We start from the raw sequence: 13,074 nt of genomic DNA on the forward strand, positions 1-13,074 counted from the left end.
TATGATAAAGATGGTTAAGGCTTTAGATAAGGGTAGGGATATTTTATGAAGAAAATAGAGAACCAGTTATTAAAATATAAAAAGATGAATAAGACTATAATTACCATAATATTAATTGTATTTGCTTGTGTAATTACATATAGGGGATCAGTGATGGGGTCCTTATCATTGATGGTTATTATTCCTTTTGTCTGTAGAATGTTCTATGACCAAACAGCTCATATTGTGGCCATATCCTTAATTATAGGAGCTATTAGTGGATTTTTTAATGTTCTTGGATTTGGTATTTTATTTCCTCTAATTTTTAGTATTTCTTCCCTATGTGGAGTATTTGGTGCAATGAGTTTGAAAAAAGTATACAATGAACCTATAAAAAAGAAAAAAATATTATATTTAATCTTGAGCATTATACTTCTGCGGGCAGGCATATCTATTAATGTAGAAGCCACTGGTACACCTTGGGGTTACATGGAGGCTAAGGAAAAAATAAATTCTTATGTGAAAAAAAATTATGAGGATGGAACTTTAAAGTATAAAAAAACGTCATATAATTGGTACATGGATAATTACTATAATGTGTATGAATATTTTGTTAGAGGATCATCACAAGAAGTTCATATAGACTATAGTAAGCGTAAAGAAATATATGATCAATTTAAGTTTGAAATGGAACAATTATATACATATGAAAGGGAAATAGAATTACAAGGGATTTTAAATGGTCTTATGGATAAGAATTTAAGGGTATCAGCTGGTATAGAAACAGAGGACTATATAACTAGGGATGAATTAAATGATCATTATTATAATCTAACCTATGATATGGAAAAATTCAACAAGACTAAAGAGAAAAGAGAAAAATTAAATAATAAAATAACCTATATCATAAGAATTAAAGATAATGAAATGAAAGACTTAATACTATCTAAAGAAGAATTAACAGATTTAGCAATTAAGATACGAAATACAATAGGTGTACATGAAATAAATTTTTTAAGGGTGACCGTAAAATGCTCTAATGGAGAGGATAGTTCCTATGAAGTTTGGTTTGACAAAAATACAGACGAGGAAGGTATAATAAAAAACTATAAGTATGAAAAAAAGTAATCTTTATTGGAATATAATCCTGTTTATAATATGTAGGACTTAGGAACTAAAAAGGATTTTTTGCATTTCATATTACAAAATACTACATTTTTTTTATGTTTTTAATATTAGAATGTATAAAGTATACTAAGTTAAAGTTGGAAAGGAGACTAATTATTGAGCAAAGAAAAAATAGTAAAAGGTCAGATAGAAAAATATAAAGAGAACCTTAATACTGTTTTAGAGGACGACAACGTTAATTTAGTTGATGAAGAAATTTTAAAAATAAGTGAACATCTAGATAAATTAATAGTTGAATATTATAGAGAAAATAAAAAGTGTGAATAAATTGATGCAACGAGCTCTTACTAGATTGAAAACTAGTTAAGAGCTTTTTAGATTATTAAAGTTTTATCTATATATGTGGAGGAATAGTGGGTGTAAAGGGATAAATAAAGAAGTATAACTTTTCGTAATATAATAAGAAATTTTAAAAGGAGGTTAATTATGAATAGAGATTTTAACAAAGTAATATGTAGAAAGAATAATTATGCAGCAAAATATGATGAGTTAGAGTTGAAATTTGGAAGGGATGATCTAGTGTCCATGTGGGTTGCAGATATGGATTTTGAGTCGGCTAAACCCATAAAAGATGCCATAATAAAAAGGGCAGAGCAAGGTATATTTGGTTATACTTCAAGACCTGATTCCTATTACGAGGCCATGACCCAGTGGTATAAGAGAAGATATGATTGGAATATTGATAAATCAAAATTAATCCACAGTATAGGAGTATGTACATCCCTAAGCATTATAGTGGATAAATTTACTAAACCAGGAGATAAAATAATTGTTCAATCTCCTGTCTATTATCCATTTTTTGACGTGGTAGTAGATAATGAAAGAGAATTAGTTTTAAATCCCCTAAAGAAAATAGATGATAATTATGTTATGGACTATGAAGATTTAGAAAATAAAATGGATGAAAATATTAAATTTCTAATTCTATGTAATCCTCATAATCCAGTTGGAAGAGTCTGGACAAAGGAAGAGTTAACTAGGTTAGGAGAAATTTGCCTAAAGCATAATGTGATGGTCATATCCGATGAGATCCATGGAGACCTAGTATATGGAGATAAAGTATATACTCCCTTTGCATCCATATCAGAAGAATTAAACAATAATACTATTACATGTTTATCAGCTACAAAGACTTTCAATATTGCAGGCCTTCAAGCATCCTTTGCCATATTCCCAGATGAGAGTATGTATAATATCTTTGAAAGGACCCTTGGTATATTAGATATTAAGAGAAATAATTGCTTTAGTTTAGTAGCTGTAGAAGCAGCTTATAGATATGGGGAAGAATGGTTAAATGATCTATTAGTATACTTAAAATCTAATATGGATTTCTTAAAAGAATACTGTGAGAAAAACATACCAGAAATTGTGACTAATAGACCGGAAGGAACCTATTTAGCATGGCTAAACTGTGAAGGATTAGGTTTATCTGATGAAGATTTAGTTGACTTTATGATAAATAAAGCTAAGGTTGGATTAGATGCTGGAAATTGGTTTGGTGAAGAGGGGAAGGGATATATGAGAATAAATGTAGCTTGTCCTAGAACCATGTTGGAGCAGGGTCTTAAAAATATTGAAGAGGCAGTAAAGAAATACATTAGAAAATAGGTAAAAGGGTATCTTAGTTTTTTAAGATACCCTTAACATTTAAAATGGAGTTTCGTGGCCTATATAACAGGCAATATCATTATCTAAGAAGATAGTCTGTATTTTTTCCAATTTATCATGGGAAGTGGGTTCTTCATTTTTATACTTGTATTCATATCCAAGCTGAGTCCACTTAGAGTCTCCCATTCTATGAAAGGGAAGGATATTTATTTCAAATAAATCTAATTCTTTCATGAAACTAACCATATGATTTATATTATCTTGTGTATCGTTAAAATCTTTTATGACAGGCATTCTAAGAACTAATCTTCCAGGCCATTTAGATTCTTTTAAACTTCTTATGTTTTCAAGGATCCTATCATTATAAACTCCAGTTTTTTCTTTGTGTTTATTTTTATCCATGTGTTTTACATCTATAAAGGCAAAATCAACATAATTCATCACATTTAAAAATATGGAATTGTCCACATAACCAGTAGTTTCTATGGCCGTATGAATATATCTATCTCTGCATTTTTTTAGTATTTTTAGTAAGAAGTCATGTTGCACAAATGGCTCTCCTCCACTAAAGGTGACTCCTCCATTTTCTCCCCAATATTGTCTATCCCTATCCATTATTTTTAATAGTTCATCTACTTCATAATACTTTCCACACAATTTTAAAGCCTCATAAAAACACGCTTTTGTACATGAAAAGGTAGTACATTTTCTGCAAAGGTCCCAATTTAATACTAATTTATTTTCTTTAATAGTAATGGAATCATGGGGGCATTTATCTATACATCTACTACATCCTTTAGAAACCTTACATTTACTAGATGCAAACATTACTTTTTCACATAATCTCCAGCTCTCTGGATTTGCACACCATTCACAATGGAGGGGACATCCTGATAAAAAAAATAAGGTTCTACATCCAGGACCATCATGAACTGAATAACTTTGTATATCAAACAATAATCCCTTTGCACTCAATTTAATCACTCCTTAGGTTTAGCTGAAAGGGGCAAGAAGAATGCTACTATGGAGGAGACAGCAAAGGAACAAGTTGCAAATATTATGGAATATTTATAGTTTCCAGATGAATCGTATAAATAACCACCCATATAACTTCCTACAGCAGGGCCAATACCCATAACAACTAAGGTTGCTGCACCCCAAATTTTTCCTAGGGTTTTTCTTCCATATATGGCACCAGCATATCCGGCCACTCCACCTGGTTCTATGGCCCAATAAATTGCAAATAAAATACAAGCAATTAAACCAAATACAATGGTGGATTTAGTCATTAAGAGTAATATGCATGCTACTACTCCCACTAGAGGAGCAAATATGAGCATCTTCTTTCTTCCTAAAGATTCTACAGGAGAATTAATTACTACCTTATCAGCTATTTTCCCCATAAGGGGCATGGTAAATATACCAGCAACCCCAATCATTACATATAGATTAGTGGCAGTTGAAAGGGATAGTTTAACATCTCTTGTCCAATACATGACAACCTGAGTCCAAATCAAAAACTCGGCTACCATACTAGTTAAAAATGCTATTATGGCACCCCAAATAGCACCTTGTGAATAAGCCTCTTTAAGACTCCATACATATTCAGTAGAGTCTTTTTTACCCCCTGATTTATCCATACCAAAGGGTGCAATTCCATAATCCTCTGGATTTTTCTTAGCAACTAATGATGCTATTACTAAGGCTACAAATACAACTATAGCCAAACCTTTCATGGCAAGGCGCCAATCCATAGTTAAAAGAACCTTTTTAACTCCTAAACTCAAAATTACTTGAGCTACAGGGGCTCCCATAAAAGCTATTCCCCACATGGTACCATAGGATTTTCCCGTATACCATTTTCGGACAGATATGGTAGATGAAACCCACAGCATACCAGTTCCAATTCCAGCAAAGATTACATAGGGAATTAAATAGGCCATATAAGTATGGGCATTACTAGTAATATAAAAGCCCAGGGCAGCACAAACAGAGCCAATGGCATAAGCTGGTTTCGTTCCCCATTTATCTATGATCATACCACTGAAAAATGCTGTTATGGCATATACTGTCATCATTAAGGAGTACCCTAAGGATAACTGAGATATACTCCATCCCAAGTCTTTAGACATTGGTCCCAACAAAACTGAGAAGGTTGCCCTATATCCAAAGAGACAAAACACTGCAAGCCAAGAGGCTAAAACTACCATATGACCCAAATGTCTACTTTGTTTTTCGTCCATAAAAAAACCTCCTTTAGTAGGGTTAGATATTAATTAATAAAATTTAATGTCTAACCCTGTTATTTAACTTTGAAATAAATTACTTCCAATCTTAATTTATATGACTGAAGTAAGTTCACATACCTTTAGCTTGTAAACTGTATATAACTATATCTTTTCATACCCATTACAAGTAATAGCATTTAAATCTCCATAGGTCCAGCTTCTATCTTCAAGGCCACTGCATGTGCCAATATTATCTTCATTAGGATTAGAGAAGTGAGCACAATTTTTACACTTAGATGATTGAGAAAACTTAGGGCATATATCCGTATCAGTGAGTATTACTTCATTAGTAACTCTGCAAAATCCTTTAGCCACATCAATAGTAGCGAAATTTAAACAATCACTGTGATTAAACTTTTTAGTTTCCATTATATCACTCCTTCGTATTCAGTTCTTGCAATAACTTCGTCTTGAATAGGTTTACCAATTTCACACCAATATTGCGTGAACCCTGCAACACGAACCATTAAATCCCTATAATTTTCAGGTTTTTTCTGAGCATCCCTAAGCATCTTAGAATCTACAATATTATATTGAATATGGAATCCTCCCTTTCTCATATAAGCGCGAGTAAGGTCTAATAACTTTCTAGAACCAGCTATGCCCTGTATTGCACTTGGATGAACCTTTAAGTTCATCTGAGAGTTTTGAGATTTAGTATGATCCCATACGGTTGCAGAATTAAATAATGCATAAGGTCCATTTTTATCTGTACCAGGATATGCAGACATGGAACCATCAGCATAAGTGGTACCACCTAGGCGACCATCAGCACTTGCCAAAGTTGCTCTACCTTGAGCACCATGGGTTGATACGGATATTTGACAAGCATATAATGGTTTTGCATAAAGGGACTCATAATTATGGCACATTTTACAGAACCAATCTTCATATTCCTTTAATATGGAGTCCGCATAAATATTATCATTGCCATATTTAGGAGCTAGTAGACAATCACCGTAAATATCATCATAGTCATGACCTCCAGGAAGCTTAACCTGATCTGCTAGGGAGTAACTACCAATCTTCTCTGCATTTTCAAAACCGAAATTATTAAGGATTGAATTAGTCATTTCCTCAATTGTGTATTTTTTATCTTCATATACTAATTTTTTAAGGGCAACTAAAGAGTTGACCATATTAGTAGTACCACAACTTTCAATATTATAGGTGCCATTATATCTATATCCTAAATGACCAATATGGTGACCCGTATCCAAACAATCAGGCTTTAACATGGAACTAAATATGGACATGTTGTGTCTTCTCCAAATATCGTGTTGGACGTTATTAGTCGTAGTTAAACAATCACAAGTCATTTCATAGTAATTTTTAAATACTTTCCATAATTCTTCATAAGTATGAAGTTTTTTGTTGTGAGGTGGATACACTTGAATTCCTGTTCTATGGTCTTTACCATTAGAAAGGACTAATTCTAATACCTTAGGATTAGCTATAAAATGCACTCCTACGCTAGTAGGTTGACCAGCACCACCAGGAATGTGATAGTTTTTATTATTTAAATGGAGTTCCTTCCAGCAACATGGGGAGGTTTCTAAACATCCACCTATGGCAAAGGAACGAGCTTTACTTATGGTCATACCTTCAGGTCCATATTGGTCCATTATAAATTGAATTCCACCCTGATTATTCATCCATGCAGGATAACCAGTACCTGTCTTATCACATTCAATACATTTTAATAAGAATTCTTCTGGCAATTTTTCATCATATAATACGGATAGGGTAGGTTGTGGAGTGGCACAGGTAATTCCTGCTTCTACTATTAACATTTCAAGATCATTTGCAGCAGATACTCCATCCTTTGTAAGACCACCAAGACTTAGATTGTTAAAGGTATTACCAGATAAAACGCCTCCAACTACTCCCATGGAAGCAAAACAATCTATACAAGTCATTTTAACCCTATGAAGTTCTAATAATTCTAATACTTCATCTTCAGTAATCCTATCAGCTTCCATATCCTGTTCAAACCATGGATATAGTACTTGGCCTAATCTTCCTGGAGACAATCCAGATATGGCATCTTCATTTAAACAGGCAATATGTACTATATAAGTTAATTGAAGGGCCTCTCTGAAGGTACGAGGTTTATTATGGGCTATCCAATCTAAACAATTGAAAATTTCTTCATATTCATTCTTTTGAGTAGGATCTTCAGTTATATTAGAAAGTCTCTTAGCTTCTTTAGCATAGTTTAATATCCAGGTTTGAATTCCTTCTAAAACTAGTCTAACGGCTTCGTAGAAATATAGTCTGTCCATACCTACTAATCCATCTCCACCAGCTCGACCGGCCACTTCTCCTCGACAATCTTTAGCTATTTCTATAAGCTTGTCAAATCCATATTCAAGGGGATAATAGTAGTTTATAACTTCACGACCTTGAGGAAGTGTATATCCTGAATCAAACATACAAATGAGTGTACGCATGATATTTTCTTTCATTTTATATTCTGGAACCATCTGTTCATATTTGTGGCCCACATCATCTACAGATTTACCAACCCACATTTTAGCAAGCTTAACTAGTACGGGAACTTCTTCCTTTCTCATTCCAAATTTTCCTGCTATTGATACTATATTTCCAAAGCTCTCCGTAACATTTCCGCCTCCTGTACCAAATTTAGAAAGTTCGTCAGCACTTGTACTACCTCTTTCTAAAGCATCCTGGTAAAGTTCATCTTCTTTGGCAACGAAAAAACCTTCAGATAGCCAAGGCATAGGAAAAGAACCCCTATAGAAACTAGCCTTTTGCATTACTAATTTTTCACCAGGAAAGATTATTGGAGTCAAATGTGAGAAAGCACACTTTAAACTTTCAGCTCTTCTTACTACAGTCACTTCACCCTCAAGTTCGTTCCACTTTCTTGTATACCAATAAGGAAATTCTATATTAGCAGAAGATAAAGTATCATAATAAATATTTCTGAGTTTTTCTGCCCTTGGTGTTGGCTTTTTAACTATCTCCCTGTTTATCATTTCATTAGGAGCCTTTCCTCCCGATTGAAAGTTGATGGGTAGACCCTTCGCTGCTAAAATATCAGCTAATTTTTTTGTATTACCCATTTTTTAAACCCCCTTTACCTATTAAAAAAAATCTGCTCACCCAAAATTATTATATTCGAATAAAATTGGCTTATGCCATAAATGTGATTTTATTTAGATATTAGTTATTAAATAGACAACTTTGTGATTATTATCATTGTATTGATAAATTTCCTCATGTATAATTTATATAAAAATATTAAAAAGGCTGGGATAGTTCAAATGAAAATAGCAATAATTATTAGAAAAGAAACGGCAGATAGATGTACTGGTAAAGGTTGTATGAGGGCTTTTTTCAAAAAAGAAGATTCCTTTAAAAGATATGAAGGAATGGAAGATGTGGAACTTGTGGCATTCATGCACAGTGGTGGAGATTTGGAGTATAAGATAAATAAGTTAAAGGAATTAGGTGTAGATGTAATTCATGTTTCAACTTGTATGAGGGGAAAATATGAAAATTATGAAGGGTTAGTTCATGAACTTGCTAAAGATTTTGATGTTATAGGTTATACCCATGGTTCAGAGAATGGAAAAAGTAGAGATACTGTAAGTATAATAAGAGAAAAATAGGGTTCTAAAAGGATTTGTTGGTTAATATTAACTAATAATTCCTTTTTAGTTTATATATTAAAAGTTATACAGAAGGGGGATTGATCATGAAGTGTATAGAATGTGGGGGAAATATGAAGGGGCGAGGCTCAAGATTTAGTTGTGAAAAATGTCACATAGACTATGAAATAAAATTTAAGTGTGAGAAATGTGGATCAAAGCCTGATGAATTATCATCCTGTGCAGCTATTAATTATTTTTGTCCAACTTGTAAGGAATTAAAATCTAGAGAGAAAATGGATAAAGCGTTTATAAAAATATAGAATTATAAAAAAGTCCTAGTTAAATTTAACTAGGACTTTTTTATTTTTAGCGTTGCTCCTAAATTACATTAATATATCACCTATGTGTAACATACTAGGGAAAATTTGAATATAAATATATTATCAAATGAAAATGATTATCGAATGATAAAAGAGGAGGAAGAAATATGTGCGGAATTGCTGGATGGGTAAATTATGAAAGAAATATTAATAGTGAAATAAATATAATGGAAAATATGACAGAGATGCTTAAGAAGAGAGGACCTGACGATACTGGTTTTTATGTATCTAACAACGCATTATTAGGTCATAGACGTTTAGTAATTGTGGATCCAGAAGGTGGAAGACAACCAATGACAAGGCAACTAGGAGATAATAAATATACAATTGTATATAATGGTGAATTATACAATACAGAAGAAGTAAGAGAAAAATTAAAGGCAAAGGGACATAAATTTGAAGCATATTCGGATACGGAAGTTCTTTTGGTTTCTTATATGGAATGGGGGGCAGATTGTCTAAAGCATATTAATGGAATTTTTGCCTTTGGAGTATGGGATGAAAAAAATAAGAGTTTGTTTTTAGCTAGAGATCCCCTGGGAGTAAAGCCCTTATTTTATACTCAGAAAAATCATACATTAATCTTTGCTTCCGAGTTAAAAGCCCTATTAGAACATCCTATGGTAGAGCCTGTTATAGATAGGGAAGGGTTACTCGAAATTTTTGGACTTGGGCCTGCAAGATCATTGGGAAGTGGAGTTTTTAAATATATTAAGGAAATTCCTCCAGCCCACTATCTAGTATATAAGGATGAAACTTTCTTATTAAAAGAATATTGGAAATTAGAAGCTAAACCCCATGGGGAAGATATTAATACTACAGTTGATCACACAAGAAGTTTGCTAATAGATGCCATTGAAAGACAATTAGTATCTGATGTCCCCGTATGTACTTTTCTATCAGGAGGATTAGACTCTAGCGCCATATCAGCTATTGTGGCAAATTATTATAAAAGAAATAAAAAGGGTACATTAAATACTTTTTCAATTGAATATGAAGACAATGATAAATATTTTAAAGCCAATGAATATCAACCTAATTCAGATGATGTATGGGCAGGGAAAATGGCTCAATTTATTAATAGTAATCACCACAGTATAGTAATTGATAATTTACAGTTGGTATCAGCACTGAAAGATGCTGTTAATGCCAGTGATTTACCTGGTATGGCAGACATAGATTCATCTCTGTATCTTTTTTGCAAAGAAGTTAGAAAGAAATCAACGGTAGCCCTTTCGGGAGAATGTGCCGATGAAATATTTGGAGGATACCCCTGGTATAGACGAGAGGCTGACATAAATGCCAATACTTTTCCCTGGTCAAAGTATGTAAAGGAACGGAGAAATATTTTGGCCAAAGGACTAAAAAATTTGCCCCTAGAAGAGTATGTGGCTCAAAAATATGAAGACACTATAAAGCGAGTTCCTAAGCTGGAAGGTGAAACACAAGAGGAAGCTAGGATGAGAGAACTTTTTTATCTCAATATGAAATGGTTCATGGTGACCTTGTTAAATAGAAAAGATCGTATGAGTATGGCAAATAGTTTAGAAGTTAGAGTACCCTTTGCAGATTATAGACTTGTTGAATATGCATTTAATATTCCAAACAAAATGAAGTTTTGTGATGGAAGAGAGAAAGGTATTTTAAGAAGAGCATTAAAGGGAATTTTGCCAAGGGATATTATAGAAAGAAGAAAGAGCCCATATCCTAAAACACACCATTATATATATACAAAAGCTGTACAAAAATGGATGGGAGAAATTTTACAGGATAAAAATTCACCTATACTAGAAATTATAGATAGGGATAAAGTATATGACATTGTTAAAACAGGAGGGAAATCATTTAATAAACCATGGTTTGGTCAACTCATGACAGGGCCACAATTAATTGCATATTTAATTCAGATGGATACATGGATGAGGGAATATAAAGTGAAAATTATAGAATAATGGATCATTCCCCGTAATATTTATAAGTTAAAAGAGTTATGGGGGGATTATATGATTTGTCATGAGGGAATATCCTATCTGGATTCAGATGATGTATATTATTACTATTGTCACGTTAATAAGAATGAAATTGAGAAATATAGAAATAAGTGGTATAAGGTAAAATGTGTAATTAGACTTGGAAATATACCTGATCATATGAATATATATTTTATACCTCAGCCAAAATTAGAACACTTCTTAAAGAACAACCCAGAAAAACTATTAGATATTCAGCCTACATCATACGAAGAAATAAAAGAATTATTATTAAAATATAATGTACAAATTTGAAAAAATAAAAAAGTTCCTAGTGAAAAAAAATTCCTAGGAACTTTTTTCTATGTAATTGATAAGTAAAAGAAAAATAAATTGTATCGGTTAAGCAATGAAGAAAAACGATACAATAAAAAATAAAAAGGTACAATTTTGAAAAATGTATTGATAAAACCCTATGAATATGCAATAATATAAAACAAGAAGACGGATACAATACATAATATACCGATACAATATAAAGTTAAGGGGGAATTGTAATGGATACTAGATATGAATTGAATAAAAATCTTGCTCAAATGTTAAAGGGTGGAGTTATTATGGATGTAACAACTCCTGAAGAAGCAAAAATTGCTGAAGAAGCGGGTGCTTGTGCTGTTATGGCTCTTGAAAGAGTTCCTGCTGATATAAGAAAAGATGGTGGAGTTGCAAGAGCTTCAGATCCACAAATGATTAAAGGTATCAGGGAGGCTGTTTCTATTCCAGTTATGGCAAAAGTAAGAATAGGACATTTCGTGGAAGCTCAAATCTTAGAAGCTCTAAATGTTGACTATATTGATGAAAGTGAAGTTTTAACACCTGCTGATCCAACTCTACATATTGATAAAAAAGATTTTAAAGTTCCTTTTGTTTGTGGGGCTAAAAACCTAGGCGAAGCTCTAAGAAGAATTGGAGAAGGGGCTTCGATGATTAGAACTAAAGGTGAGCCTGGAACGGGAGATGTTATAGAAGCTGTTAAACATATGAGAATGATGAACTCTGAAATCAGAAGAATTCAAGGTTTATCAAAAGAAGAGCTAATGAATGCAGCTAAGGAATTACAAGCACCTATTCATTTAGTAGAATATGTTCATGAACATGGAGAACTTCCAGTTGTAAATTTTGCCGCTGGTGGTGTTGCTACTCCTGCTGATGCTGCAATGATGATACAACTTGGTTGTGACGGAGTATTCGTTGGTTCTGGAATTTTTAAATCTGGAGACCCAAGAAAAAGAGCTAGTGCTATAGTTAAAGCCGTTACAAACTTCAATGATGCAAAAATATTAGCTGAAGTATCTGAGGACCTTGGAGAAGCAATGGTTGGAATCAATGTGTACTCAATTGATGAAGAAGAAAAAATGGCTAATAGAGGATACTAAAATGAAAAATATTGGTGTTTTAGCACTTCAAGGTGCATTTAAAGAGCATATAAAGATAATTAAATCACTAGGTCACAATGGAATTGAGATAAGAAAAGTCCAACAACTAGACGATTTGGATGGAATTATTTTACCTGGTGGAGAAAGTACAGTAATGGGAAAATTACTTGATGATTATCAAATTAAAGAAGTATTAGTAGATAAAATCAAAAAGGGTTTACCTGTATGGGGAACATGCGCTGGAATGATTTTGCTTGCAAATGAACTGGATGGTCATGAAGATGCTCACTTAAAAGTTATGGACATTAAAGTGAAACGAAATGCATATGGTTCTCAACTAGAGAGCTTCGTCATCAAAGAAGTGATTAAAGGAGTATCGGAAAAGGAAATTCCTATGGTCTTTATTAGAGCTCCATACATTGTTCATATAGGTGAAAATGTTGAATTACTTCATATGGTTGATGGGAATATGGTAGCTGCACGTGAAGGTAATATGCTTGCAACTTCCTTTCATCCTGAACTTACAGATGATACTAATTTCCATAAATACTTTATTAATATGATAGATGAATATAAGTAAGCCGTAATTCTAAATGATATAAAGA

General features: G+C 32.8%; 13 protein-coding genes. 9 read left to right on the forward strand and 4 right to left on the reverse strand.

What is annotated here, in order from left to right:
* Positions 1 to 45 precede the first annotated feature (45 nt).
* The 3 genes from CCE28_RS17760 (at position 46) to CCE28_RS17770 (ending at position 2,775) form a co-directional block, all read left to right on the forward strand.
* Complete coding sequence (locus CCE28_RS17760) at positions 46 to 1,107, forward strand: YfjL-like protein (protein WP_095135069.1); 1,062 nt, start codon at positions 46 to 48, stop codon at positions 1,105 to 1,107.
* A 156-nt stretch (positions 1,108 to 1,263) separates the two neighbouring features.
* A complete protein-coding gene (locus CCE28_RS17765) occupies positions 1,264 to 1,434 on the forward strand; it encodes an aspartyl-phosphate phosphatase Spo0E family protein (RefSeq protein ID WP_095135070.1) in 171 nt (56 codons plus the stop codon).
* Between the two features lie 159 nt (positions 1,435 to 1,593).
* Positions 1,594 to 2,775 (forward strand): MalY/PatB family protein, encoded by a 1,182-nt coding sequence (locus CCE28_RS17770; protein ID WP_095135071.1) that lies wholly within the window; start codon positions 1,594 to 1,596, stop codon positions 2,773 to 2,775.
* 39 nt (positions 2,776 to 2,814) lie between these two features.
* On the opposite strand, the gene hpdA is transcribed toward CCE28_RS17770, so the two are convergent.
* The 4 genes from hpdA to hpdB form a co-directional block, all read right to left on the reverse strand.
* Complete coding sequence (hpdA, locus tag CCE28_RS17775) at positions 2,815 to 3,750, reverse strand: 4-hydroxyphenylacetate decarboxylase activase (protein ID WP_095135072.1); 936 nt, start codon at positions 3,748 to 3,750, stop codon at positions 2,815 to 2,817.
* 5 nt (positions 3,751 to 3,755) lie between these two features.
* A complete protein-coding gene (locus tag CCE28_RS17780) occupies positions 3,756 to 5,018 on the reverse strand; it encodes an MFS transporter (protein WP_095135073.1) in 1,263 nt (420 codons plus the stop codon).
* 147 nt (positions 5,019 to 5,165) lie between these two features.
* Positions 5,166 to 5,432, reverse strand: a complete 267-nt coding sequence (hpdC, locus tag CCE28_RS17785) for a 4-hydroxyphenylacetate decarboxylase small subunit (protein WP_095135074.1) — start codon at positions 5,430 to 5,432, stop codon at positions 5,166 to 5,168.
* Positions 5,432 to 8,152, reverse strand: coding sequence for a 4-hydroxyphenylacetate decarboxylase large subunit (gene hpdB / locus CCE28_RS17790; protein ID WP_095135075.1), 2,721 nt, complete (start codon positions 8,150 to 8,152; stop codon positions 5,432 to 5,434). Before hpdB ends, hpdC begins: the two co-directional genes overlap by 1 nt.
* Before the next feature lie 201 nt (positions 8,153 to 8,353).
* Between hpdB and CCE28_RS17795 the strand changes: the two genes are divergently transcribed.
* The 6 genes from CCE28_RS17795 to pdxT all read left to right on the forward strand — a co-directional run bounded on the left by CCE28_RS17795 (position 8,354) and on the right by pdxT (position 13,049).
* On the forward strand, positions 8,354 to 8,701 hold the full coding sequence (locus CCE28_RS17795; RefSeq protein ID WP_095135076.1) for a CGGC domain-containing protein: 348 nt from the start codon (positions 8,354 to 8,356) through the stop codon (positions 8,699 to 8,701).
* Positions 8,702 to 8,787: 86 nt separating this feature from the next.
* Positions 8,788 to 9,003, forward strand: coding sequence for a YfgJ family double zinc ribbon protein (locus tag CCE28_RS17800; protein ID WP_095135077.1), 216 nt, complete (start codon positions 8,788 to 8,790; stop codon positions 9,001 to 9,003).
* Positions 9,004 to 9,170: 167 nt separating this feature from the next.
* Entirely contained in the window at positions 9,171 to 11,015 is a 1,845-nt protein-coding gene (gene asnB / locus CCE28_RS17805) for an asparagine synthase (glutamine-hydrolyzing) (RefSeq protein ID WP_095135078.1), read from the forward strand.
* 51 nt (positions 11,016 to 11,066) lie between these two features.
* Positions 11,067 to 11,348, forward strand: coding sequence for a hypothetical protein (locus tag CCE28_RS17810; protein WP_095135079.1), 282 nt, complete (start codon positions 11,067 to 11,069; stop codon positions 11,346 to 11,348).
* A gap of 242 nt (positions 11,349 to 11,590) precedes the next feature.
* Positions 11,591 to 12,469, forward strand: a complete 879-nt coding sequence (gene pdxS / locus CCE28_RS17815) for a pyridoxal 5'-phosphate synthase lyase subunit PdxS (protein WP_095135080.1) — start codon at positions 11,591 to 11,593, stop codon at positions 12,467 to 12,469.
* A complete protein-coding gene (pdxT, locus tag CCE28_RS17820; protein WP_242973017.1) occupies positions 12,435 to 13,049 on the forward strand; it encodes a pyridoxal 5'-phosphate synthase glutaminase subunit PdxT in 615 nt (204 codons plus the stop codon). Before pdxS ends, pdxT begins: the two co-directional genes overlap by 35 nt.
* Positions 13,050 to 13,074: the final 25 nt, after the last annotated feature.

This window comes from Anaeromicrobium sediminis (assembly GCF_002270055.1).
Taxonomy (GTDB): domain Bacteria; phylum Bacillota; class Clostridia; order Peptostreptococcales; family Thermotaleaceae; genus Anaeromicrobium; species Anaeromicrobium sediminis.